This is a genomic window from Bradyrhizobium algeriense (assembly GCF_036924595.1).
GTDB lineage: Bacteria > Pseudomonadota > Alphaproteobacteria > Rhizobiales > Xanthobacteraceae > Bradyrhizobium > Bradyrhizobium algeriense.
Genome location: NZ_JAZHRV010000001.1, coordinates 4,670,440 through 4,695,293, shown reverse-complemented (window position 1 = coordinate 4,695,293; position 24,854 = coordinate 4,670,440). Strand labels below are relative to the sequence as shown.

At 64.2% G+C, this 24,854-nt stretch carries 23 protein-coding genes; 15 read left to right on the top strand and 8 right to left on the bottom strand.

Going from position 1 to position 24,854, the window contains the following annotated elements:
• Positions 1-137: 137 nt before the first annotated feature.
• The 3 genes from V1286_RS22710 (at position 138) to V1286_RS22700 (ending at position 3,311) form a co-directional block, all read left to right on the top strand.
• Positions 138-1,736 carry a GMC family oxidoreductase gene (locus V1286_RS22710; protein ID WP_334482865.1) on the top strand — a complete coding sequence of 533 codons (1,599 nt, stop codon included), beginning with the start codon at positions 138-140 and terminating at the stop codon, positions 1,734-1,736.
• 22 nt (positions 1,737-1,758) lie between these two features.
• Positions 1,759-2,208, top strand: coding sequence for a hypothetical protein (locus tag V1286_RS22705; RefSeq protein WP_334489828.1), 450 nt, complete (start codon positions 1,759-1,761; stop codon positions 2,206-2,208).
• Between the two features lie 80 nt (positions 2,209-2,288).
• A complete protein-coding gene (locus V1286_RS22700) occupies positions 2,289-3,311 on the top strand; it encodes a S1C family serine protease (protein ID WP_334482863.1) in 1,023 nt (340 codons plus the stop codon).
• Positions 3,312-3,478: 167 nt separating this feature from the next.
• Here the strand turns inward: V1286_RS22700 and V1286_RS22695 are convergent, their stop codons facing one another.
• From V1286_RS22695 to V1286_RS22675, 5 genes are all read right to left on the bottom strand, one after another.
• Complete coding sequence (locus tag V1286_RS22695) at positions 3,479-4,261, bottom strand: alpha/beta fold hydrolase (RefSeq protein ID WP_334482862.1); 783 nt, start codon at positions 4,259-4,261, stop codon at positions 3,479-3,481.
• Between the two features lie 3 nt (positions 4,262-4,264).
• On the bottom strand, positions 4,265-5,560 hold the full coding sequence (locus tag V1286_RS22690) for an O-acetylhomoserine aminocarboxypropyltransferase (protein WP_334482860.1): 1,296 nt from the start codon (positions 5,558-5,560) through the stop codon (positions 4,265-4,267).
• A 48-nt stretch (positions 5,561-5,608) separates the two neighbouring features.
• Complete coding sequence (pncB, locus tag V1286_RS22685; protein ID WP_108514656.1) at positions 5,609-6,913, bottom strand: nicotinate phosphoribosyltransferase; 1,305 nt, start codon at positions 6,911-6,913, stop codon at positions 5,609-5,611.
• A gap of 69 nt (positions 6,914-6,982) precedes the next feature.
• Complete coding sequence (locus V1286_RS22680; protein WP_334482857.1) at positions 6,983-10,537, bottom strand: molybdopterin cofactor-binding domain-containing protein; 3,555 nt, start codon at positions 10,535-10,537, stop codon at positions 6,983-6,985.
• A complete protein-coding gene (locus tag V1286_RS22675; RefSeq protein WP_334482854.1) occupies positions 10,537-11,019 on the bottom strand; it encodes a (2Fe-2S)-binding protein in 483 nt (160 codons plus the stop codon). Before V1286_RS22675 ends, V1286_RS22680 begins: the two co-directional genes overlap by 1 nt.
• Before the next feature lie 286 nt (positions 11,020-11,305).
• Between V1286_RS22675 and V1286_RS22670 the strand changes: the two genes are divergently transcribed.
• From V1286_RS22670 to V1286_RS22635, 8 genes are all read left to right on the top strand, one after another.
• Positions 11,306-12,754, top strand: coding sequence for a 6-hydroxynicotinate reductase (locus V1286_RS22670; protein ID WP_334482851.1), 1,449 nt, complete (start codon positions 11,306-11,308; stop codon positions 12,752-12,754).
• Positions 12,751-13,659, top strand: coding sequence for a UPF0280 family protein (locus V1286_RS22665; protein ID WP_334482848.1), 909 nt, complete (start codon positions 12,751-12,753; stop codon positions 13,657-13,659). The genes V1286_RS22670 and V1286_RS22665 overlap by 4 nt, the downstream gene beginning before the upstream one ends.
• Before the next feature lie 18 nt (positions 13,660-13,677).
• Complete coding sequence (locus V1286_RS22660; protein ID WP_334482846.1) at positions 13,678-14,262, top strand: amino acid synthesis family protein; 585 nt, start codon at positions 13,678-13,680, stop codon at positions 14,260-14,262.
• A 24-nt stretch (positions 14,263-14,286) separates the two neighbouring features.
• Entirely contained in the window at positions 14,287-15,489 is a 1,203-nt protein-coding gene (locus V1286_RS22655; protein WP_334482844.1) for an ABC transporter substrate-binding protein, read from the top strand.
• Positions 15,490-15,685: 196 nt separating this feature from the next.
• Entirely contained in the window at positions 15,686-17,575 is a 1,890-nt protein-coding gene (locus V1286_RS22650; RefSeq protein ID WP_334482842.1) for an ABC transporter permease, read from the top strand.
• The gene (locus tag V1286_RS22645; protein ID WP_334482839.1) at positions 17,572-18,363 is read left to right on the top strand and encodes an ABC transporter ATP-binding protein; all 792 of its coding nucleotides are present in this window, start codon (positions 17,572-17,574) and stop codon (positions 18,361-18,363) included. Before V1286_RS22650 ends, V1286_RS22645 begins: the two co-directional genes overlap by 4 nt.
• Complete coding sequence (locus tag V1286_RS22640; RefSeq protein ID WP_212418956.1) at positions 18,360-19,064, top strand: ABC transporter ATP-binding protein; 705 nt, start codon at positions 18,360-18,362, stop codon at positions 19,062-19,064. Before V1286_RS22645 ends, V1286_RS22640 begins: the two co-directional genes overlap by 4 nt.
• A 26-nt stretch (positions 19,065-19,090) precedes the next feature.
• Positions 19,091-19,546, top strand: a complete 456-nt coding sequence (locus V1286_RS22635) for a MarR family winged helix-turn-helix transcriptional regulator (RefSeq protein ID WP_334482835.1) — start codon at positions 19,091-19,093, stop codon at positions 19,544-19,546.
• Positions 19,547-19,568: 22 nt separating this feature from the next.
• Here V1286_RS22635 and V1286_RS22630 read toward each other — a convergent pair whose 3' ends face one another.
• Together V1286_RS22630 and V1286_RS22625 are read right to left on the bottom strand one after the other, a co-directional pair.
• The gene (locus V1286_RS22630; protein WP_334482832.1) at positions 19,569-20,234 is read right to left on the bottom strand and encodes a hypothetical protein; all 666 of its coding nucleotides are present in this window, start codon (positions 20,232-20,234) and stop codon (positions 19,569-19,571) included.
• Positions 20,235-20,236: 2 nt separating this feature from the next.
• Entirely contained in the window at positions 20,237-21,637 is a 1,401-nt protein-coding gene (locus V1286_RS22625) for a selenium-binding protein SBP56-related protein (RefSeq protein ID WP_334482829.1), read from the bottom strand.
• A 24-nt stretch (positions 21,638-21,661) separates the two neighbouring features.
• Here V1286_RS22625 and V1286_RS22620 point away from each other — a divergent pair, with 24 nt between their 5' ends.
• The 4 genes from V1286_RS22620 (at position 21,662) to V1286_RS22605 (ending at position 24,372) form a co-directional block, all read left to right on the top strand.
• Positions 21,662-21,922 (top strand): hypothetical protein, encoded by a 261-nt coding sequence (locus V1286_RS22620; protein ID WP_334482827.1) that lies wholly within the window; start codon positions 21,662-21,664, stop codon positions 21,920-21,922.
• Positions 21,923-22,003: 81 nt separating this feature from the next.
• Entirely contained in the window at positions 22,004-22,666 is a 663-nt protein-coding gene (locus tag V1286_RS22615; RefSeq protein WP_334482824.1) for a TetR/AcrR family transcriptional regulator, read from the top strand.
• A gap of 13 nt (positions 22,667-22,679) precedes the next feature.
• Positions 22,680-23,492, top strand: coding sequence for a crotonase/enoyl-CoA hydratase family protein (locus V1286_RS22610; protein ID WP_334482821.1), 813 nt, complete (start codon positions 22,680-22,682; stop codon positions 23,490-23,492).
• 22 nt (positions 23,493-23,514) lie between these two features.
• Positions 23,515-24,372: a crotonase/enoyl-CoA hydratase family protein gene (locus V1286_RS22605; RefSeq protein WP_334482819.1), complete on the top strand. Its 858-nt coding sequence runs from the start codon at positions 23,515-23,517 to the stop codon at positions 24,370-24,372.
• 46 nt (positions 24,373-24,418) lie between these two features.
• Here V1286_RS22605 and V1286_RS22600 read toward each other — a convergent pair whose 3' ends face one another.
• Positions 24,419-24,844 (bottom strand): DUF4399 domain-containing protein, encoded by a 426-nt coding sequence (locus tag V1286_RS22600; RefSeq protein ID WP_334482816.1) that lies wholly within the window; start codon positions 24,842-24,844, stop codon positions 24,419-24,421.
• Positions 24,845-24,854: the final 10 nt, after the last annotated feature.

The window sequence follows — 24,854 nt, the reverse complement described above, 5'->3', positions numbered from 1 at the left end:
GTATCGAGGCGCGGCAGGGTTGCAGGTTTGTCCGACCAAGCCCGCCTCACGCAGCTTTACTGCCGGCCGCATCTGCCCCTATCGTGAAGCCGAGATCGCCCTTAGGCGACGTAGTTCAGGGAGCGAAGCGAACCACAATGAATGATCCCGTTGACGTCCTGATCATCGGCGCCGGCGCGTCCGGCGCGGCGGTGGCATGGAGCCTGGCCGACACCAAGATGCACATTCTCTGCCTCGACCAGGGGGGCTGGATGAACCCGTCGGAATATCCGAGCACGGGGCGCGACTGGGAAGCAAAATTCTACGGCGATTGGTCGAGCAGCCCGAACATCCGCGGCCGGCCCGAGGACTATCCTGTTAACGACGACAACTCGCCGATCAAGGTCGTGAACTTCAACGGCGTCGGCGGCTCGACGGTGATGTACACCGCGCATTGGCCTCGGTTGCATCCCTCCGATTTCAAGGTGAAGACGCTCGATGGCGTCGCTGATGACTGGCCGATCGATTACGACGCACTCACCCCGTTCTTCGAAGAGAACGACCGGATGATGGGCGTCTCGGGGCTATCAGGCGATCCGCTTTCGCCGCTGACGCACCCGCCGATGCCGCCGCAGCCGCTCGGGCTTTCCGGCCCACTGATCGGCAAGGCGATGAACAAGCTCGGCTGGCACTGGTGGCCGTCGGACACCACGGTCGCGACGATGGATTACGAGGGGAGGGCGCGCTGCATCAATCTCGGCCATTGCACGCCGGCCTGCGCGCAAGGCGCAAAGGCCTCCACCGACATCACCTATTGGCCGCACGCGATCCGCGCCGGCGTCGAGCTCAAGACCCATTGCCGCGTGCGCGAGATCCTGACCAACGAGCACGGCATGGCCTCGGGCGTTGTCTATTACGACAAGGACGGCGTCGAGCAGTTCCAGCCGGCCGAGGTCGTCATCATCGCCTGCAACGGCGTCGGTACGCCGCGGCTGCTCTTGAACTCGGTCTCCGGCCGCTTCCCGAATGGGCTGGCCAATTCATCCGGCCTAGTCGGCAAGAACCTGATGTTTCATCCCTATGCGCAGATCTACGGTTTTGTGAAGGAGCCGACCGACAGTAACCGCGCGCCGCCGACGTGCCTCTGGAGCAAGGAGTTTTACGACACCGACCTGTCGCGCGGCTTCGTCCGCGGCTACGGCATCCAGTTCGGCCGCGGTGCAGGGCCCGTGTTCGAAGCGGTGGCGAGCGAGCAGAAAGGCATTTTGCCGTGGGGCGCGGATCATCACCGCGTGTTCCGCAGGCTCAACGGCCATCGGCTTGCGGTCTCCGCGATCTGCGAGGATCTGCCCGAGGAGCATAACCGCGTCACGCTCGATCCCGTGCTGAAGGACGGCCACGGCATTCCCGCGCCGAAGATCGACTACACGATCAGCGAGAACAGCCGGAAGATGATGGAGCATGGACTGGCGCGCGGCCGCGAGATTCTCGAAACCGCCGGCGCCACCGATATCTGCATCAACAACCCGATTCCGTGGGGCGGCTGGCATCTGCTCGGCACCGCGCGGATGGGCACTGATCCCGCGCGCTCCGTGGTCAACGAATGGGGCCGCTCGCACGATGTGAAGAATCTCTTCATTGTCGATGGCAGCGTGTTCGTGACATCAGGCGGCGTGAACCCGACCTCGACCATCCAGGCGATCGCGCTCTATGTCGCCGACCAGATGAAACAACGCCTTGCCAACCTCTTCGATTGAGACCGCCATGTCCGCAGCAAACATGTCCCCAGCAAATCAACTGACCTCGGCGCAACGCGATGATCTCCGCACCGTCGCTGCGATGATCGTTCCCGCCAGCGACGAGTACAACGTGCCCGGCGCGGACGATCCCGCGATCCAGGCCGACATGCTGGCGACGCTCGGCCGCGACACCGCGCGGGTCAAGCAGGCGCTCGATCATCTCGCGCGTCTCGCCGGCCAGCCCCTGGCCGAACTCGATACGGCCAGGCGCGAGGCGATAGCGAACGAGTTCCGTGCCACCGGAGGCGCCGCGGCAGCGACGCTCGTCCGCGTCGTGCTGCAATGCTATTACCGTGACGACCGGGTGTTGCGCTCGCTCGGGTTGGAGCTTCGCGCACCATTCCCCAGGGGCTACACGCTGGAGGAGGGTGACTGGGCGCTGCTCGATCCGGTCAGGGCAAGGTCGGGGACGCTCAGGCGGGCGCCGTAGCAGGCCAGCCTTGCGGCGAACGCGGACATCTTGCGCATACGGTTCCCGGCCACCATCTGATGAGCCGAAGGAATCTCGCCATGTTGGATTTTACCTCAGATATCGCCGATGACGGGCCGTCATCGCGAACGGCCGAGCCTGCCCGGGACAATGACCGGGTCTTGCTCGATGCCTATTCCAATGCCGTGATCGACGTGACTGAGCGCGTCGGCCCAGCCGTCGTGCGCGTCGAGACGGGGCCGAAGGTGCGCAGCGTGCGTGAGCGTGGCGGACTTGGCTCCGGCATCGTGATCTCGCCCGATGGTCTCGTGCTGACTAACAGCCATGTGGTCGGGTCATCGAAAGAGATCAGGCTGCGCGACATCGAAGGCTTTGTCACCGACGCGCATGTGTTGGGTGTCGATCCCGATACCGACCTCGCGCTGCTGCGGGCCGATGGCGCGCGCGATCTGCGCTACGCCTCGCTGGGCAATTCCAAGAGCCTGCGCCGCGGCCAACTCGTGGTCGCGATCGGCAATCCGCTCGGATTCGAATCGACGGTGACAGCCGGCGTGGTGTCGGCGCTCGGCCGATCCATCCGCTCGGTGAGCGGACGTACCATTGAGGACGTGATCCAGACCGACGCCGCGCTCAATCCCGGCAATTCCGGCGGGCCGCTGGTGTCGTCGGCATCTGAGGTGATCGGCATCAATACTGCGATCATCAACGGCGCGCAGGGCATCTGCTTTGCGGTCGCCAGCAACACCGCGCAGTTCGTGCTGTCCGAGATCATCCGTCACGGCTACGTCCGCCGCGCCTATATCGGCGTCGCCGGACAGACCGCGCCGATCCCGCGGCGTCACGCGGTGGTCGCCGGCGTCGACAACAAGATGGGCGCGCTGCTGGCGCAGATCGAGCCGGATAGTCCGGCGGAGAAGGCGGGGCTGCTGCCCGGCGATGTCGTTATCAGGTTGGACGGTATCGAAATCAACGGCGTCGACGATCTGATCCGCGCCCTCGACCGCGACCGCATCGGCCGCACGCTCGCGATGGACGTGCTGCGAATGGGAAGGTTGCGCGCGATCGACGTCCATCCGGTGGAGCGCAAGCCGGCGGGGAGGTAGTAAGGACTATATCAGCTGGCGCTGCTTCCCCTCTCCCCTTGTGGGAGAGGGTGGCGCCGAACGAAGTTCGGCGACAGGTGAGGGGTCTCTCTCCGCGGATAGAGACCCCTCATCCGGCGCTGCGCGCCACCTTCTCCCACAAGGGGAGAAGGAAAGAAGCGAGACTACTATTGACGCAACGCCGCCAGCAACTCGTCCGGCGCTTCGGCCATGATCATGTGGCCAGCCCCTGGAACGACAACGGTGCGCGAATTCGGCGTCGCTGCCGCGAGAGTCTTGCCGGCCTTCGCAGGCGTCATCATGTCACGCTCGCCGAGAATGAAGGTGGCGGGCACCTTCACCTGCGCGGCGGCGGCGAGCGCGTTCTGATACGAGTTGCAGGCATTGAGATCGTTGTACAGCACGCCCGGCCGCGTCTGCTGCAGCACGCGCTGCGCGCCCTGGTGCATCCACAGTCCCGGCGCGAGGCTGCCACCGAGTTCGGCCTTGAAGCCGAGACCCCAGATCGAGACCATGTCGATGGCATCGGGATTGTTGAACTCCGCGGCCTTAAGCAGATCGGGCCCCACCGTCATCGCGGCGGCGGTGCCGATCAGGCTGAGGCCGGATACCTTCTCCGGATGCCGCGCGGAAGTCTCGAGTGCGATCAGCGAGCCCATCGAATGCCCGACCAGCTTGGCCTTCGGCGCGCCGGCCGAGTCGAGCAGCGCCGCGGTCCAGTCGGCCATGTCGGCGATGGTCGGCAACGGCGCGCCGGAAGAACGGCCATGGGCCGGCAAGTCCGGCGCCAGCACGGAATAGCCGTGATGCGCGAACCAGCGGCTGTGCAGCGCCCAGGTCGAATGATCAAAACCCGCACCATGCAGCATCATCACCGCAGGCAGCGACGGATCGAACGGACGGCCGCCGGTGGCAACGAAGACATCAGCACCATTGACGGAAAGCTGCATGGTTCAAACCTTCTGCGATGCGCGAAGCGCCTGGCCGAGATCGTCGATGATATCGGAAACGGTTTCGATTCCGACCGACAGCCGCACCAGCTCCTCGCCGACGCCTGCGGCCTTCAACTGGGCTGCGTCCATTTGCTGATGTGTGGTGCTGGCGGGGTGGATGACCAGCGTCTTGGCGTCGCCGACATTGGCAAGGTGGCTGATCATCCGCAACGATTCGATGAATCTCTTGCCCGCCGCCCGACCGCCCTTGATGCCGAAAGAGACGATCGATCCGGCGCCCCGCGGCAGCAGTCGCTTCGCGAGTTGATGGTCGGGATGATTCTCAAGCGCGGGATGCAGCACCCAGTCGACGGCCTTGTTGGCGGTCAGCGCTTCGAGCACCGCGAGCGTATTGCTCATGTGGCGCTCCATGCGGATGCCCAGCGTCTCGACGCCCTGCAACAACTGGAACGCATTGGTCGGCGACAGGCAGGCGCCAAAATCGCGCAAACCTTCCGTGCGCGCGCGCATGATGAAGGCGGCCTGGCCGAACTGTTCGTCGAAAACGATGCCGTGATAGCCGGCATAGGGTTCGGTGAGCTGGGGGAATTTGCCCGAGGCGTGCCAGTCGAACCGGCCGCCATCGACGATGACGCCGCCGATCGCGATGCCGTGGCCGCCGATCCACTTGGTCGCCGAGTTCATCACGATATCGGCGCCGAGCTCGATCGGGCGGCTAAGAAACGGCGTCGCAAAGGTGTTGTCGATCAGCAGCGGAATTTTGGCGTCATGCGCGATCTGGGCGACATCGGGAATATCCAGTACCTCCAACCCGGGATTACCGATGGTCTCGCCGATCACGAGCCGGGTGTTCGGCTTGATCGCCGCGCGGAATTCATCGAGCGCGCGCGGCTTGACGAAGGTGGTGGTGATGCCGAAGCGCGGCAGCGTATGCGCCAGCAGGTTGATGGTGCCGCCGTAGAGCGAGGAGGAGGCGACGATGTGATCGCCGGCATTGAGCAGCGTCGCGATCGCCAGATGCATTGCGGCCATGCCGCTCGCCGTGCAGATCGCGCCGACGCCGGCTTCGAGCGCGGCGAGGCGCTCCTCGAGCACCGCCGTCGTGGGATTGGAAATGCGCGTGTAGATGTGGCCGGCGCGCTCGAGGTTGAACAGCGCGGCGGCATGGTCGGAATCCTGGAACACGTAGGAAGTCGTCTGATAGATCGGCACCGCGCGGGCGCCGGTTGCGGGGTCCGGGCGCTGGCCGGCGTGCAGGCTCAAGGTTTCGAAAGCAGGCGGCTTGGGTGCGGGCATGCGGGGCTCGTCAAGTCGATAGGTGGCTGGAAATTGATATTTGCGGGTTCAGACGTGCACGGGAGTGCGGACGCGGCCGGCATTCCCGAACACGCGCAGATAACGCTCGACCTCGGACGCGGAGCCGGTCGCCTTCTCGGGATTGTCGGACAGCTTGACCGCCGGCCGTCCATCGACCGAGGTCACCTTGCAGACCAGCGAGATTGGATCGAGATCGGCGGAACCATCGGGCGCGCAGCCGACGAAATCATTGGTCAGGTTGGTGCCCCAGCCGAACGAGATACGGACGCGTCCCGCGAAATGGCGATAGGTCTCCTCGATCGAGTCGACGTCCATGCCGTCGGAGAAAACCAGCAGCTTCTCCCTGGGATCGCGGCCCTTCTGCTTCCACCACTTGATGATCTCCTCGCCGGCCGTGATCGGCGGCGCGCTGTCCGGGCGAAAGCCGGTCCAGTCGGCGAGCCAGTCCGGCGCGTCGCGCAAAAACACCTTGGTGCCGAAGGCGTCGGGCAGCGCAATCAAAAGATTGCCGCCATAGGTGTGTCGCCACTGATCGAGGATGCGATAGGGCGCCCAGCGCAATTCCTCGTCGGAATTGGCGAGCGCGGCTGCGACCATCGGCAATTCATGCGCGTTGGTTCCGATCGCTTCGAGATCGTTGTCCATCGCCAGCAGCACGTTCGAGGTGCCGGTGAACGAAGGCCCGAGTCCCTCCTTGACCGCCTCGACGCACCAGCGCTGCCAGAGATGGCCGTGGCGACGGCGGGTGCCGAAGTCCGACAGCCGCAAGCCTTCGAGCTTGCGCAACCGTTCGACCTTGGACCACAGCTTGGCCTTGGCGCGGGCATAGAGCACGTCGAGCACGAAGCGTCCCTGTCCCTTGGTCGCCTGTCGCGAACGCAGCTCGTTCATGATCGCAAGCGCCGGGATCTCCCACATCGTGGTGTGGGTCCACGGCCCATGGAAGTGCAGTTCGTACTGGCCGTCGACCTTGTTCAATTCGTATTCGGGCAGGCGAAAGCTGGCGAGCCAGTTGATGAAGTCGGGCGAGAACATCTGGGTCTTGCCGTAGAACGTATTACCCGCGAGCCAGATCAGTTCCTTCTTGGTGAAGCGGATGGTGCGGGCATGATCGAGCTGCGCGCGCAGTTCGCCCTCGTCGATGATCTCGGCAAGGCGGACCTGCTTCGTGCGGTTGATGACCGAAAAGGTAACGCGCTGATCCGGATAGAATTCGCGGATCATCTGCAGCATCAAAAGCTTGTAAAAATCTGTGTCGAGCAGGCTGCGCACGATCGGGTCGAGCCGCCAGCCATGGTTATAGGTTCGGGATGCAATGTCGGTAACTGCCATGGCGGAACTCTACCGTGCCAGGGGCCGCCCAACCAGTGGGTTTTGGCGGCGGCATGGCAGCTCAGCGCGCTATTCCTGCCGAATCCGTCCGACTGCCGCCTGGATACCGGTCCAGGCAGGCTTGTCCGGGGCGAATTGCCGCCGCAGATAAGCGGCCAGTTCCGCGATCTGGCCGTCGGTCAGGCTGTCCTTGAAGGCCGGCATATAGCCGAGGTCGGTTGCGGCCGGCTTGGCGATGCCATGCAGGATGAGCTGGATCAGATTATCAGGCACGGCGCTCTGCAGATTGCTGTTCAGCGCCAGCGACGGCCGGCTGCCGAACAGCGGCGCGCCGCCGACTTCGTGGCACACCGCGCAGGCGCCCTGATAGAGCCGGGCGCCGGTGCTGGAGGCTGCCGACGCGCGCGTGCCGGTCGAGGATTCCAGTCTCGCGGCGAGCGCTTGCTGCGCCGCGGGATCCATGGAGGTCTCATTGAACGAAGCGAGATAGACCGACATGGCGCGGATATCGGAATCTGGAAGTGCTGTGAGCTCCTTTACGACGGGCGCCATCGGCCCGGCGGCGACGCCGTGAAGCCGCGACTCGCCGGTTCGCAGGTAAGCGTAAAGTTCACCCTCACTCCACGGGATCGGCGCCTGCGACAGCGACGTCAGCGCAGGAGCTTCCCAGCCTTCCGCAAATCCGCCGGCGAGATAGGCGTTCGCCCTCTCCGCGCCCAGTGCATTGCGCGGCGAATGGCAGGCGCTGCAATGGCCGAGGCCTTCGACGAGATAGGCCCCGCGATTCCATATCTCGGATCTCGTCGGGTCGGCCTGGAATAGAGTCGGTTTGTGGAACAGCGCGTTCCACCCCGCCATCAGCGGACGAACGTTGAACGGTAACGCCAGCGCATTCTGCGGCGCCTCCGCGCGCACCGCCGGCTGCGCCATTAGATAGGCGTAGAGCGCCTGCATGTCGGCGTCAGTGGTCCTGGCGAAATGCGTGTAGGGAAATGCCGGATAGAGATGCCGGCCGTCGCGATGGATTCCCTCCCGCATCGCGCGCTCGAAGGCGGGATAGGACCACGCGCCGATTCCGGTTTCGACATCGGGCGTAATGTTGGTCGAATAGATCGTACCGAAAGGCGTAGGCAACGGCTTGCCACCGGCGTTGAGGATACCGTTCGCCGAGGTGTGGCAGACCGCGCAGTCACCGAGGGCGGCGAGTTGCTGGCCGCGGGCGATGGTCGCGGCCGAATAGACCGAGGCATCGGGCCGCGCGATCGGCGCGATCGCGCGCCACGGCAAGACGGCGGCGCCGATACCGATCGCGGCGGCGCACAGGGCTGCGGCTGTCGCGAACACGCCGCGGCGTCCGGCAAAAGGATTTTGCCACCTGTTCAGGTCGGGCTGCGGCGCGGATGTCGGCGACGGCAACGCTTCCGGTGCATGCTGTTCCTCGCCGTGCAATCGCCGCAAGATACGTTCCGGCGTGAACGGCAATTCGCGAAAGCGCACACCCGTCGCATCAAAGATGGCGTTGGCGATGGCAGCCGCGCTGGGGACGGAGGCGGACTCACCGACGCCGAGCGGCGGCTGGTCCTGCCGCGGCAGCATCAACACGTCGATCTCGGGCACCTCCGGGAATTTGATGATGGGGTAGGCGCCCCATTCTCGCGCCGTCACCGACGTGCGATCGAACGACACTTCCTCCATCAGCGCGCGGCTGGTCGACTGGATGACGTTGCCGTGGATCTGGTGGCGCACGCCTTCCGGGTTGATCATCAGGCCGGAGTCCTGTCCCGCCACGACGCGCGTCACGCTGACATCGCCGGTCGCCTTGTTGACGGCGACATCGGCGATCCACGCCGACCACGCCGCGCCATAGCCCGGAAACTTGCTGTGCACATAGAGAGCGTAGGCAAAGCCGCGCCCACGAACGATGTCGCCTTCGGCTTCCGGTTCCCGCCGTACCGGCCGTGGCTTCCAGCCGGCGCGCTCGGCGACCGCATTGACGAGATCGATCGCGCGCGGGTCCTTCAGATAGCGCAGGCGGTACTCGATCGGGTCGACGCCGGCTTCATCGGCGCATTCGTCGATCCAGGATTCATGCGCAAAAGTGTTCGGCAGCGCCGAGACGCCGCGCAGCCAGGAGGCGCGCACGATCGGCGGCATGTCGTTGGCCACCACGCGCAGATTGTCGTAATCGTAGGGCGGGATCGCGGTGCGGTCGCCCATCTCGAAGATCGCCGGCGTGTGCGGGATGGTACCGGTCAGCAGCAGCGCCAGCGTCGGTGCGCCGTTCGATGGATAGCGCGTGGCAAAATCATAACCGGCGACGCTGCCGTCGGCGTTCAACCCGCCATTGACATCCATCAACTGTGCGGTGCCCTTTGGCTCCCACGCATGTTCCTGCTCACGCGTCAATTGCACGCGAACGGGCCGGCCGACGGCGCGCGACAGCAGCACTGCGTCGGCAGAAACGTCATCGGCGCAGTTGCGGCCGTAGCAGCCGGCGGCCTCCATCCGGATCACCTCGATCTCGGCTTCGCGGCGATGGATCAGCCGTGCCAGCTCGGTGCGCAGATGGTGCGGGTTCTGCGTGCCGGACCAGACCCGCGTCAGATCCTCCTGATAATCGGCAACCGCGCAGGAAGGGCCGATCGAAGCGTGCATCTGGTACGGCCAGATGTAGGTTCGCGGCATCGGCTTCGCCGCACCGGCAATCGCCGCGTCGACATTGCCCTTGTCGATCAGTGTCCGCGGCGTCGACGGATTGGCACGCAGCGCGGTCTCGATGTCCTGCAGGTCGGGCAGCGTCGGCACCGGCTTCCAGGAAACCTTCAACTGCGCTGCGGCCTTGATCGCATTTTCCTCGCGCTCGGCGACGACGCCGACGAAGTCGCCGATCCTCACAACGGCGACAAGTCCGGGGATGTCGCGCACGGAGGACTCGTCGACCGCGATCAGGCTGTTGCCGATGAAATCACCGACATCGACGCCGGCATAGGGTGGACGAACGACGCGGCCATGCAGCATGCCGGGCACGCGCATGTCGTGAACGTAGACCAATTCGCCGGTTGCCTTCGCCGGCAGATCGACGCGCGGCACGGATTGGCCGACAATGTTGTAGGCATCAACAGACTTCACGGGAACATCATCGGCCAGTTCAAGCTGGATGGTCTCGCCCGCAATCAGTTCGCCATAGCTGACGCTGCGGTTGTCCTTGCCGCGGACCAGGCCGTCCTCGATGACGAGTCCTTCGACCGGAAGCTCCAGCCGCTCCGCCGCACGTGCGATCAGGAACTGCCGTGCCTGCGCAGCGGCCTTGCGCAGCGGCACGGCGGTGATCTGGATCGTTTCGCTCGCGATCGTCGCGCCTTGATTGGGCACCAGCGACGTATCGCCCAGCACGACGACGACGCGCGCAAAGGACACGTCGAGTTCCTCCGCGACGATCTGTCCGAGCGCGGTGCGAATGCCGGTGCCGAGATCGACATGGCCGTTATAGGCGGTGACCGATCCGTCGGCGGTGATCCTGATGAAGGTCTCGAACTTGACGGCTTCGACGGGGGAGGCGGGACGAACGACGGACAGCGTTCCCTGCAGACGTTCGCGATCCTCGGTCGTGTCGGGAGCCGTCATCACGCCTGCGCCTCAACGGCACGGCCTGCGGCCCGCATCGCCGCACGCATGATCTCGACATGCGCACCGCAGCGGCAGAGATGATGGCGGAGCGCTTCCAGCACTTCATCGTCCGACGGGTGAGGGGAACGCAACAACAAGGCCTTGGTCGCTATGATCATGCCGTTGAGGCAGTAGCCGCATTGCGCAGCCTGTTCGCGGATGAAGGCCTGCTGCACGGGATCGGGATGCTCGCGCGTGCCGAGACCTTCGAGCGTCACGATGTCGCGCCCGGTGCAGCCCTCGATCGGGATCACGCAGGAGCGCGCGGCGACGCCGTCGATCAGCACCGCGCAGGCGCCGCATTCGCCGAGACCGCAGCCATATTTCGGTCCGTTCAAGGCGAGGTCGTTGCGCAGGACGTAAAGCAATGCGGTGTCGGGCGCGGCGTCGACATCGCTGGTCTTGCCGTTGACGGTCAGGCGCATCGTGCTCTGCGTCATGCTCTCCTAAGCCTTCGTTGCGCTGCAAACTACGCCCTGGACGCTGCTGAAAGATACCGTTTGTGTACAAACGTGCAAGCCGCACGATCCCGCGCTGCGGTGCGCTGCTCACTTTATGAACAGAGCGGCGAGGCAAATGAGGTATTATGCGGCAAGTCGGGCCTTTCGCGGCAGGGCCCGCTTGACAGCGTTTCCGTCCGCGCGCAACATCATTCGTATACGAACAAAGTGATCGGGCCGTGAGGAAGCGGCTCCGATCGGCGCCTTCTCGACTGCAGGCTTGTTCATGACCGATGCGACCGTCGCCGGTGGCGACAAGATCCGCTGCGATGCCTGTCCGGTGATGTGCTACATCAAACCGGGCGCGGCCGGCGCGTGCGATCGCTATGCCAATCACAACGGTGAACTGGTGCGCGTCGATCCGCATATCGTGCTGGAACAGACGGTATCGCATGGCGGACGGTTGGTGCCGTTCCAGGCCGGCGGCGGCGATTGGGATGGCAAGATCGTCCTCGAACCGAACGTGTTCGTGACCGCCATCGGCGCCGGCACCACATACCCGGATTACAAGCCCGCGCCCTTTATCGTGTCCTCGGAGATCGATGGCGTCGACATGGTCACCGTCGTGACCGAGGGCATCTTCAGCTATTGCGGCGTCAAGGTGAAGATCGACACTGACCGCTATCTCGGCCCGGAGACGGCGACGGTCCGTGCGCAAGGCGAGGCGATCGGCCATCTGACGACCAGCGAATACGGCTCGCAGATGCTCTCCCTCGGTGGCGTGCATCATCTGACCGGCGGCTCCAAGAAGGAAGGCCGTGTCACCTGCGACGCGCTAATGGACCTCTCCAACTGCAAGCCGGTGGAACTGACGATCGATGGCGGCGCTACCGTCGTGGTGCAGGCCGGTTATCCCCCCATCGTCAATGGGGTTGCCGAAGAGCGCATGCGGGTGGGCTGCGGCTCGGCGACGATCGGCATGTTCGCCAAGCAATGGCATGGCAAGGTCGATGAAGTCGTGGTCGTGGACGATCACATCACCGGCGTTCTCTCGGAACACCAGGCCGGCAAGCTGCTCGATATTCCCGATACCGGGATCAAGATGAAGGGGCGGCGCTCGACACCGGGCCGTTATTTCCAGGTCGCCGATCCCGGCACCGGCTGGGGCGGCACCAATATTTCCGATCCGCTGTCAGTGCTGGGGCCGTTCAATCCAAAGGAAGCGCGGCCCGGCCTCACCATGCTGATGGTCTCGACCACGGGCGAGCACGCGGCCTATTACGAGCTTGATGAAGCGCTGCGGCCGATCGAAAAGCAGATGCCGCCCGACCTTCGGTTCTCCGTCGAGCGTATCCAGGAAAATTGCGAACCGGCGCTATGCACGGTGCTGTTCATGGGCGGCGCCGGCGGCTCGCTGCGTGCCGGCGTCACCGACAATCCGGTGCGGCTGACGCGCTCGGTCAAGGATGCGCTGACGCGGGTCACCAGCGGTGGCGCACCGGTCTATGTCTGGCCCGGTGGCGGCATCACCTTCATGGTCGACGTCACGCAGATGCCGGCGGGTGCGTTCGGCTATGTGCCGACGCCGGCGCTGGTGGCGCCGATCGAGTTCACGCTGCGGCTCTCGGATTACGCCGCGCTCGGCGGGCACATGGATCACGTGCGCCCGCTGGCGTCGTTGCGGGATAACACCGAGCTCCGTCCGATGCCTTACATCCCGGGACGGCGCACATGAAACGGCTGCGGCAAATCGCGCTTCTTCCTGACGGCAAGCGGCTGCATTTGCAGGACGGTCCGATCGATCTGGTTATCGAGGCGAAGGGCAGGGAAGGCGATGTGAGCGCTGCGTATGAGGCGGCGGCGCGGCGCTTTACCGGCCTGCTGGATGAACTCTGCGAGGAGTTGGTTGAACTCCGAATGGCCGCCGATCCGATTCGATGCCCACTGAAGGGCGTCGTCGCGCGCCGCATGCATGCGGCTGTCGTGCCTTTTGCGACCGAAGAGTTCATCACGCCGATGGCAGCGGTGGCAGGGAGCGTCGCGGAGGAGATTCTAGGCGTGATGCTTGCCGCCGCACGGCTCGACCGCGCCTACGTCAACAATGGCGGTGACATCGCGCTGCATCTCACCGGCGGCGAGCAGTTTACCGTGGGCCTGATGGATCGGCCCGACCGGCATGGCCTGATGCGAACGATTGACATCGACGCCGACGATCCGGTGCGGGGCGTCGCGACCAGCGGGCGGCACGGCCGCAGTTTTTCGCTGGGGATCGCGGATGCCGTCACCGTGCTGGCGAAAACGGCATCTCAGGCAGATGCCGCCGCCACGATCATCGCCAACGCGGTCGATCTGCCCGACCATCCCGCGATCATCCGTTGCCCGGCGAACGAACTGCAGCCCGATAGCGATCTCGGCGCGCGTCTTGTTACCCGCGATGTCGGCGTGCTCGGGGAGAGTGAAATCGACGACGCATTGAGGGCAGGGGTGAGCCGGGCACAGCAATTGCTTGCGGCGGGATTGATCGAAGGTGCGGCCTTGCGTCTACTAGGCGAGACGGCCGTGGTGGGTGCAACAGGGATCAAGGCAGGCGCGCCGCCGGCGTTTCATGGAAGCGCACTGGAAAGAACAGCGCATGTTTGATCGGGAGCGAGGCTGACAATGGGCGCGATCATTCGCAAGATCGTCACGGTGGTCGAGGAGACCCATCTCGAGATGGGTCAGAAGGTTGCGCCGCCGACCCGGCGCGCAGCGGCGATCGCCGTGATTGAGAATCCCTTTGCAGGCCGCTACGTCGAGGATCTCTCGCCGTTGATCGAAATCGGTGAGGAGCTCGGCGATCTACTTTCCAAAAGAGCGGTGGCGGCGCTCGGCATCGACGGCGCCATGGCGCACAGCTACGGCAAGGCCGCAGCCGTCGGCGAAAACGGCGAACTGGAACACGCGGCCGCGATCCTGCATCCGAAGATGGGCGCGCCGGTGCGGAAAGTTTTGAGCAAGGGCGCAGCGCTGATCCCGTCGTCGAAGAAGCGCAGCGGTCCCGGAACGACGCTGGATATTCCGCTCGGTCACAAGGACGCAGCCTTCGTGCGCAGCCATTTCGACGGCATGGAGGTGCAGATCAACGATGCGCCGCGCGCCAACGAGATCATGGTGGCGGTTGCGGTTACCGACAGCGGCAGGCCGTTGCCTCGGGTCGGTGGACTGACGGTTTCGGAAGTCAAAGGCGAAGACGGTTTAAGATAGTTTCACAGTACATTGGAGGTAGGGATGCGACGTAGACACGTACTTGGAGCAGGTTTGGCGATCGCGGTTGCCGGCATGGCCGGCAGCGCCATGGCACAGAGCGAGATCAAGATCGGCGAGATCAACAGCTATTCGCTGTTGCCTGCCTTCACCGAGCCCTATCGCAAGGGCTGGCAGCTCGCGGTCGAGGAAGTCAACGCCGCGGGCGGCATCAACGGCAAGAAGCTCGTCGTCATCTCCAAGGATGACGGCGGCAAGCCGGCAGACGCGCAGACCGCGGCCAACGAACTGGTCTCGAGCGAGAACGTGGCGATGCTGACCGGCACGTTTCTCTCCAACATCGGTCTGGCCGTCAGCGATTTCGCCAACCAGAAGAAAGTATTCTTCCTGGCGGCAGAACCTTTGACCGACGCCATCACCTGGTCCAAGGGCAATCGCTACACATTCCGGCTTCGTCCTTCCAACTACATGCAGGCGGCGATGCTGGTGGAAGAAGCCGCCAAACTGCCGGCCAAGCGCTGGGCGACGATTGCGCCGAACTATGAATACGGCCAGTCGGCGGTCGCGGTGTTCAAGAAGCTGATGTCGGAGAAGCGTCCGGACATCCAGTGGGTCGACGAGCAGTGGCCGCCGCAGGGCAAGATCGACGCCGGCCCGGTAGTGCAGGCGGTTGCATCAGCCAACCCTGAGGCGATCTTAAATGTCACCTTCGGCGCCGATCTCGTAAAACTCGTGCGCGAGGGCAATACGCGCGGCCTGTTCAAGGGACGCTCGGTGGTGTCCTTCCTCACCGGCGAGCCGGAATATCTCGATCCGCTCAAGGACGAGACGCCCGAGGGCTGGATCGTCACGGGTTACCCCTGGTACGACATCAAGACGCCGGACCATGACAAGTTCCTGAAAGCCTATCAGGCCAAGTACAACGACTATCCGCGTCTCGGCTCGATCGTCGGCTACCAGACCATCAAGGCCGCTGCGGCGATCCTTGCGAAGGCCAACTCGACCGATCCGGAGAAGTTGATTGCCGCGACCGAAGGCCTGTCGATGCCATCGCCGTTCGGCGAGATCACCTTCCGCAAGATCGATCACCAGTCCACGCTTGGCGCCTATGTCGGCAAGACCGCGCTGAAGGACGGCAAGGGCGTGATGGTGGACTCGGTCTATCGCAAGGGGGCGGATTATCTCCCTGGTGATGCGGAGGTTGCCAAGCTGCGCCCGAAGGATTGAACTTCTCTCTCCCTCTCCCCGCCCTTCGCGGGGTCGAGACGAGCGAAGCTCGCTCTTAGAGGGTTGGGGTGAGGGGCTCTCTCCGCGAGTCCTATGCAAGTCGATAGACCTGTACCCCCTCACCCGGATCGCAGGAGCGATCCGACCTCTCCCCGCAAGCGGGGCGAGGTAAAGCGACCACCAACCCGGACCGCCCATGGCCTTTTACTTCGTTCAGTTCCTGACCGGTCTCGCCAGCGCGGCGTCGCTGTTTCTGGTTGCGTCGGGGTTGTCGATCATCTTCGGCGTGACGCGGATCGTGAATTTCGCCCATGGCGCGTTCTACATGCTCGGCGCCTATGTCGCGTTCACGCTGACCGAGCGTTTCTCCGGCGCGCTCGGTTTTTGGGGCGGCATCGTCGTCGCGGCACTGGTCGTCGCCGCGGTCGGCGTGCTGGTCGAGATGGTGCTGCTACGGCGAATCTATCATGCGCCGGAACTGTTCCAGTTGCTCGCGACCTTCGGCCTGACCTTGATGGTCCAGGATATCGTGGTGCTGATCTGGGGACCCGACGATCTGCTCGGCCGCCGCGCGCCCGGCTTCAAGGGCGCGGTCGATTTCTTCGGACAGAATATCCCGAGCTACGATCTGTTCCTGATCGGGCTCAGTCCGGTCGTGCTCGGCGTGCTCTGGCTGTTGTTCCAGCGCACGCGCTGGGGCGTGCTGGTGCGCGCGGCAACGCAGGACCGCGACATGGTGGCGGCGCTCGGCGTCAATCAGAAATGGCTGTTCACCAGCGTGTTTGCACTCGGCGTCTTTCTCGCAGCGCTCGGCGGCGCGCTGCAGATTCCGCGCGATGCCGTGCATCACGCGCTGGACCTGCGCATCATCGTCGACGTGTTCGTGGTGGTGGTGATCGGCGGGCTCGGCAGCATCATCGGCGCCTTCGTCGCCGCCGTGCTGGTGTCCGAACTGAACGCCTTCGGCATTCTCATATTCCCGAAAATCTCCATCATCCTGGTATTCCTGGTGATGGCGGTCGTGCTGATCGTGCGGCCATGGGGCCTGTTCGGCAAGCCGGAGGCCGCCGCACGCCGCACGCCGGGGCTGACCGTCAATCCGTGGCGACCGCTGACCTCGGGCGAGCGGCTGATGTCGATCGGCGCGCTGGTCCTTGCGGCCATGCTGCCGCTGTTCGCAGGAAATTACGCGCTGACCGTCGGCTCGGAGATTGCGATCTTCGTGATCTTTGCCGCAAGCCTGCATTTCCTGATGTCGGTCGGAGGGCTCGCCTCGTTTGGACATGCGGCCTATTTCGGCCTTGGCGCCTATGGCGTTGCGTTCCTCGCCAAGGCGGCGGGACTGCCGATGATCGTGTCGCTGCTGCTGGGCCCCTTGCTGGGCTTGCTCGGTGCAGCCGTGTTCGGCTTCTTCGCCGTGCAACTATCCGGCGTCTATTTCGCGATGCTGACATTGGCCTTTGCGCAGATCGTCTGGTCGATCGCGTTCCAGTGGGTCACGGTAACCGGCGGTGACAACGGCATTTTGGGCGTCTGGCCAGACAAGTGGGCCGCGGGCCCGGCCAGTTTTTACTGGCTGTCGCTTGCGATCGCCGCGCTCGCGGTGACGGTGTTGCGGGTGATCGTCTTCTCGCCGTTCGGTTTCGCGCTGCGCGCGACACGGGACTCGCCGCTGCGTAGCGAGGCGATCGGCATCAACGGCAAACGCGTACAATGGACGGCCTTCGTCATATCAGGGACGGTTGCAGGGATCGGCGGCGCGCTGTTCGCCTATCTGAAGGGAAGCGTCTTTCCGGACAGCCTCGGCATCTCGCTGTCGGTGGACGCGCTGGTCATGGTGCTGCTCGGCGGCGTCGAGACGGTTTCCGGCGCGGTCATCGGCGCCATCGTGTTCAAGGCGGCGAACATCTGGCTGGTCAGCCAGACCGATCTCTCCAAGCTGGTGCTGGGTGGCTTCATCGTGCTGATGGTGGTGGCGTTCCCCAAGGGAATCGTCGGCACGCTGGAGGCGATCTGGAATCGCCGGCGATCCTCCGACGACAAGAAATCTGCGCTCGCCACCTCCCGGGTAGAGGTTGCCGAATGAGCATGGTCCCCACACTGCTGTCGGTTCAAAATCTCAGCAAGTCCTATGGCGGCGTCCATGCCGTGCGCAGCGTTTCGTTCGAACTGCGCGCGGGCGAAATCCTCGCGCTGATCGGCCCCAACGGCGCCGGCAAGAGCACGTGTTTCGACATGCTCAACGGACAGAACACACCGGACAGCGGCCGGATCACGCTGCTCGGCGAGGGGACGGTCGGCCGGAAGCCGCGCGCGATCTGGCGGCTCGGAGTCGGGCGTACGTTCCAGATCACCGCGACGTTCCCGACCATGACCGTGCGCGAGAACGTGCAGGTCGCGCTGGTGTCGTATGGACGGCAATTGTTCAATCTCTGGGGCTCGACCGCGAGTTACGCGCGCGAGGAGGCCGGCCGGCTGCTCGATCTCGTCGGCATGGGCGCCTATGCCGGGCGTCCGTGCGGCGAGCTGGCCTATGGCGATCTGAAGCGGCTGGAGCTTGCCATCGCGCTCGCCAACCAGCCGAAATTATTGCTGATGGACGAACCGACCGCCGGCATGGCGCCGCGCGAGCGGATCGAGTTGATGCGGCTGACCGCACGCATCGCCCGCGAAAAATCGATCGGCGTGCTCTTCACCGAGCACGACATGGACGTGGTGTTCGAACATGCCGACCGCATCCTGGTGCTGAACCGCGGTAGCCTGATCGCCGAAGGCTCGCCGGAAGAGGTCCGCGGCAACCCGCAGGTGCGCGCCATCTATCTCGGCGAAGGCCTGGTCTACGACGCACGTCACCGCGAGGGAGCCGGCGCATGAAGCTGCAGGTCGCCGATCTCAACAGTTTTTATGGCCCGGCGCATATCCTGTTCGATATCGCGCTCGAAGTCGGCGAGGGCGAGGTGGTGGCGCTGCTCGGGCGCAACGGCGCCGGCAAGTCGACCACGTTCCGTTCCATCGTCGGCCTGGTCGAGAATCGTTCGGGGCGGATTGTCTTCGAAGGCAAGGACGTCTCGCGCGAGCCGACGCATGCGATCGTGCGCGGCGGGCTCGGTTATGTGCCGGAGGAGCGGCGCATTTTCACCGACCTGACGGTCGAGGAAAACCTCGAAGTCGGCCGCCAGCCGAAACGGCCGAACGCGCCGCAGTGGACGCGCGAGAAACTGTTCACGCTGTTTCCAAATCTCGGCGAAATGCGCAACCGCCCTGGCGGGCGCATGAGCGGCGGCGAACAGCAGATGTTGACCATCGCGCGGACGCTGATGGGCAATCCGTCGCTGGTGCTGCTCGACGAGCCGTCGGAGGGATTGTCGCCGAAGATCGTCGAGCAGATGGTCGAAGCCATCCTCGCGATGAAGCGAGAGGGCGTCAGCATCGTGGTGTCGGAGCAGAACCTGCATTTCGCACGGCTGATTTCGGACCGCGCCTACATCATCGAGCGCGGCAAGATCTGCTTCGGCGGCACGATGGCGGAACTCGATGCGCGGCCGGACATCCGGGACGCGCATCTGTCGCTGTAGCTGGTAGCAAGGGAAGGGGCGGCAAAATGGGGAGGAGTGTTTCGCCGAAACGAGCGGTCAAGCCTGCGCGGCCGTCTTACATTCTCGACGAGCAGATCGGCTTCATCCTGCGCCAGGTCTGGCAGCGCCACGCCACCATCTTCGCCCGCGAGATCGGCATCAACTTGACGTCGGCGCAATGGGCGGCGCTGGCAAAACTGACCGAGACCGGACCGTGCTCGCAGAACCTGCTCGGACGGCTGACGGCGATGGATGTTGCGACCATCAAGGGCGTGATCGACCGCCTCACCGCGCGCGGCCTGACAGAGACCAGCCCGGACCCTGAGGACGGCCGCCGCCTGCTGGTGAGTCTCACCCGCGCCGGCCAGCAACTCGCCGAAAAAGCCGCGCCGAACGCGCTTGCGATCTCGCGGGAGACGCTGGCGCCACTCGATGCGAAGGAGCGCGAGACACTGATCGCGTTACTCGACAAGCTGCGTTGAATGGCCGGTCGCGGCTGCCGCGCTAGGCGACATTGAGCGCCAGTGCGATAGCGCCGACCAAAATAAGGCTGACGGCCCAGGTCGTATCCAGGTTGAACCAGCTTTGCGATATGAATTTGAGACCGAGATAGCGGTAGGCGAGCCACGCGCAGCATCCGCCGGCGGCAACCATCGCGGCGGCGTGGACAATGGCAACCAGAACGGCCATGCCGAGATTGGCGTTGATGAGAGTACCGGCGGCCTGGTGGCCGCTGTCGAGTTCTGTTTCCCGGCAGAGCCCGAGATAGATCGGCACCAGCATCAGCGCCGCGCCGTGGGCGAGTGCCACGGCGAACGACCAAAGCCCCAATTGCGCCGGCGATATCCGCGCCAGGACTCTCGGATGGCGCCGGTTGGCAAGCCGGTAAAGACCGAAGGCGATGACGAGGAGGCTGGCGCCGATCTGTATCGTGCGCTGCCATTCGACGACGGCAACGAGCAGCGCGAAGGGCAGGATCACCAGCAGCATCGCGAGCAGGTGGCCGGCCGTGAGTGGCCAAAGCGCGGCCACTAGCGCCCGCGGACTCTTCTCCATCAACCCGGCCGAAACGGCGAGCGGCCACCCCATGCCCGGGTTGACGCCATGGTAGAGGCCGCTCGCGATGACAGCCAGCCAGAGCCAGGCAGGTGTCCAGTCGGCTGCACTCAAATTCAAACCGACGGATAGCAGAATGAATCCGTCGAACAGTCACCACCGTCGAGCCGAACCTGGTGTGACCGGTATCCGTCGGGGAAATTGACCCAGTAATCCCTAGCCAGGTCGAGGCCACCGTCCGGCTTCGCATTGGCCATCACCATGGCGCCCGGGACACCATCGGGATAGAACTGGTTGTCCCACGTCGAGTACAGCGAGTTGGTCCAGTACACCCGCTTGCCGTCGCGGCTGATCTCGACCATCTGCGGACCGCCTCCAAAGGCCTTGCCGTTCGGATGCGGCGTGCGGCGCGTGATGCCGCCGATGTGTACCGAGCCGGCAAGCTTTGGCTTTCGCGGGTCTCTGACATCGTATTGACGCATCTCGCCGGTGCCCCAGCAGGCGACGTAGAGGAATTTGTCATCCATCGACAGGTCGATGTCCGTCACCAGCGGCGGCACTGCGCCAAAGCCCTGCAGCAGCGGCGGCAATTGCTCCTTCGGCGCTGCCTCGGGCGGGATCGTCGCCGTCTTCTCGGCGTGAAACTTGCCGCCCTCGCGCCACCAGGTCCAGATCGAGCCTTCGAGATTTGTGGTGTCGACCACGGTGCCCAGAAAGCCGTACTCGCGAACCGGATCATGCGCGGGACGCACTTCCAGCCCCATCTGATGATTGGCCCCGAGATCGATCGTCTGCACGTTTCGCCGGGCCCGTAGATCCCAGAAGTGAATATGGTGACCGTACTTGTTCGAGAGCAGATCCTCCGGCACGATTCCGTTCTCGAACTGCGGCGGCAACCCCCACTCGCTCGTCACCATGTAGTCGCGTGGCAGGTTCCACCAGAAATCATAGTGCATTGTCTGGGGGCCGCGATCGATCTCCCACCGTCCGAGCACCTCGAATGTCTCGCAATCCATCATGAAAACGCCGGGCGGTCCGTCGGTACCGTTCTTGCCACCGCCGCCCAGCGTAGAGACGTAAATGCCTTCCGGCCCGCAATGAACGGTGTGGGGCCGCGAGTATCCGGTCTTTTTGAAGATTTCCTCCGGCTCGATGATCTTGTGGATCGCCGCCTTGGTGGGATCCGGCTTCGTATCGACGATGTAGATGCGGGAAGACCGCATGCCCGGGATGATGAGATAGCGGCGCTCGAGGAAGGCGTGTCCGGTGAGCGGCGATAGTGACGACGAGCAGGCGTTCCAGCCGAAATGGTGAAACTCGTCGCCCTTGTTCGGCATCGTCACGGTGTGAACGACCTGACTGTAGCTCTGGGAATTCGGATTGACATCGATGACTGCGAGTGCGTCCGGCTTTGAAGAGTCCGGGCTGAGCAGCACGGTGTAGGCGAAGCTCTCCGGCGGAGCTTCCATGGCAAGCTTTGGCGAAGCGTGAAACGTGGGGTCGGGCCGAATGTTCATCGTACTGCCTCCCTGTTTGCCTCGATGAATGGCAACACGGCTCAGCGGCATGCAGCAGCAAGAAATACCCGGCGCGTTAAGTTCCTCTCGCGAGTGCCGCCGGCCGGGTTTGCGCAATCGACCATACACCCCAATACGGCAGGCGAAAATAACGATGGTGCGACCGATCCGCGCCGCGTCAGCGCGGCTTCGATCATCGCCATTCCGCTCGCGACCATTTTGCAGGACGACGCCCTGCGTCGTCCGCGCTCCTTCCCCCGCGCAATCGATCGAGCGTTGACTTGATGTGCGCCGCCATATTGGCGCGCCTTGTAAAATCATTGTTACTATTGACGTCACAGCAACTGATTTGATAACACTGTTATCATGAGCAAACCCGCAACCGCCGCAAAGGACTGGTCGGACGTCGTGAGGGGGGCGAAGCGCGAGCTTCTGCTGCGCGCCGCGCGCGACGAATTCGCCGAGCAGGGGCTCGAAGGCGCCACCATGCGCGGCATCGCGGTTCGCGCCGGCTGCACGACGGGCGCGATCTATCCGCTGTTCGACAGCAAGGAGGCGATCTATGCCGAACTGCTGAATCAGTCGCTGGCGGCGCTCGATGCCTGCGTCGCCCAGGCCGTGGCTAAAGCGCGGACGCCGGAAGCGCAGGTCGAGGCGGCCTGCGGCGCCTTCCTGAACTACTACCTCGATCATCGCTTCGAGATAAATCTGGGCCTCTATGCGTTCCGCGGCCTCAAGCGGCTCGGCGTCGGCAAGCCGTCGGATGAGGAACTCAACCAGGCGCTTTGGAAGGTGCTGGAACGCATCGCGGTGCCGCTGACCGAAGTGCGCGGCCTCAAGCCTTCAGAGGTTCGGCCGTGGGTGGCGCTGCTGACCAGCCAGATGATCGGGGCGCTCGTGCTGCAGATCGCGGGCCGGCTGGATTTTCTGCAAACCGGCGCGCAAACGTTGCTTCGCATGATGCTGGCGCAATGCCTTGCGTCTGCGGCGCCGAAGAACGCGAAGGCCGCACGCAAATCAAAACAGTAAGGGAGTAAGCGAAATGGTCCGGATCGAAAAGCAGGGCGCGGTGTGGACCGTCATCCACAGCCGGTTTGCGGAAGCGCGTAACGCGATGGATCCCGCCAGCGCGGACGCGCTGGCGCAGGCCTTCAGAGAATTTGACGCCGACGGCTCCGCCAGCGTCGCCGTGTTGTGGGGCGAGGGTGGTGCATTCTGCGCCGGCTGGGATCTCAAATTTGCCAGCACGCTGTCCGATCGCGAGGCCTTTCAGCGCCATGTCGCCGATGGCCTGGCGTTCCCGACCGGCGCTAACCCTGCGCCGCGCGGTCCGCTAGGACCGACGCGGCTGGAATTGTCGAAGCCCGTGATCGCCGCGGTGGAGGGGCCGGCCGTGGCCGGCGGCATGGAGCTCGCGCTGTGGTGCGATATCCGCGTGATGGCCGAGAGCGCCTATTTCGGCGTCTATTGCCGCCGCTGGGGAATCCCGCTGCTGGACGGCGGCAGCGTGCGTCTGGCACGCCTGGTCGGCCAAGGCCGCGCGATGGAAATCATTTTGACAGGACGCAAGGTGCCGGCGGACGAAGCGCTGCGCATCGGCATGTGCGAGCAGGTGGTCGAGAGCGGTGGCGCCCGCGCCGCGGCGGAAGCGATGGCGCGCGAGATCGCGCGGTTTCCGCAAGCGGCGGTGCGGGCTGATCGGCGCTCCGTGGTCGAGACGTATGGTTTGTCAGTTCGCGAAGCCTTGCGTCAGGAATGGACCAACGGCGTCGAAGCCATCTTCAAGGAAGGCGCCAGCGGCGCCGCGCGCTTTGCAGCCGGCAAGGGCCGCCACGGCGACTTTGCCAAGATCTGATCTTTTTCCTGGGGAGCCGCACATGGCCAAAGTCCTCTACGAGCGCGACGGTCGCATCGCCCGCATCACGCTGAACCGGCCGGAAGTCATGAATGCGATCGACGACGAGTTGCCGGACGCGCTGGCGGACGCGGTCGCGCGCGCCGACAACGATCCGGGCGCGCATGTGATCGTGCTTGCGGGGGCGGGCCGAGCGTTCTGCGCCGGATATGACCTGACGGCCTACGCCTCCGGCGACAAGGCCAATCGCTATACGCAGGAAATGCCGTGGGATCCGATGAAGGATTACGCTGCCATGTCCGACAATACCAACAAGTTCATGAGCCTGTTCCGTTCCAAGCGGCCGGTGATCTGCAAGGTGCACGGTTTTGCGGTGGCCGGCGGCTCCGATATCGCACTCTGCTCCGACTTGATCGTGATGGCGGAGGATGCGCGCATCGGCTATCCGCCGGTTCGGGTCTGGGGCTGTCCGACCACCGCCATGTGGGTCTATCGGCTCGGCGCCGAAAAGGCCAAGCGGATGCTGTTCACCGGCGACAAGATCACCGGGGTCGAAGCGGCGGCGCTCGGCCTCGTGCTGAAAGCCGTTCCGGCCGACAGGCTCGACGACGAGGTCGACGCGCTCGCGCACCGGATGGCGACGGTGCCGCAGAACCAGCTCATGATGCAGAAGCTGATGGTCAACCAGGCGCTCTACAACATGGGGCTGATGGGGACGCAAATGATCGCGACCATGTTCGACGGCATTACCCGGCATTCCCCCGAGGGGCTGAACTTCAAGCGGCGGTCGGAGGAGATGGGCTGGAAGCGCGCCGTCGACGAGCGCGACCAAGGTACCTTCGACTGGACCACCAATCAGCCGATCACGCAAAACAGGTAATTCGAAGCGCAGCGATGCGCGATGCAAGTCGGCGGAGAGTTCTGCCCTATTTGACCGTGATGGTAATTTTCTGCGAGACCACCGGAGGAACGTGCGGGTAGTGTTCGGCATCGCCGAGCACTAGCTGAAGCGTGTACTTGCCGGGTGGAAGTTCGATCCGGGCTTCGGTCTGACCCGCCCCAAAATGAAGATGTGACTTGTCTTGCGGGATCGGCTCGTTCGGATTGAGCGGCTCGTTCACATTGACCAGAAGATGATGATGGCCGCTGTTTGGATAATTATCGCCGGCGTGGGTCACGCCCATGTTGCGCAGACCAAAGCGGCACCAAAATCCACCTTTGATGGACGCGCCGTTCTGCGGCCAAACGAAATAGAGAAGGGCATCCTTCGCTGCGGGCTTTCCCTGAGCGCACGCAGCGAACGGCAGGCCAGTGAGCGCTGCTGACAGAGCGATCCACTGCATCACCTTCATGACTGCCTCT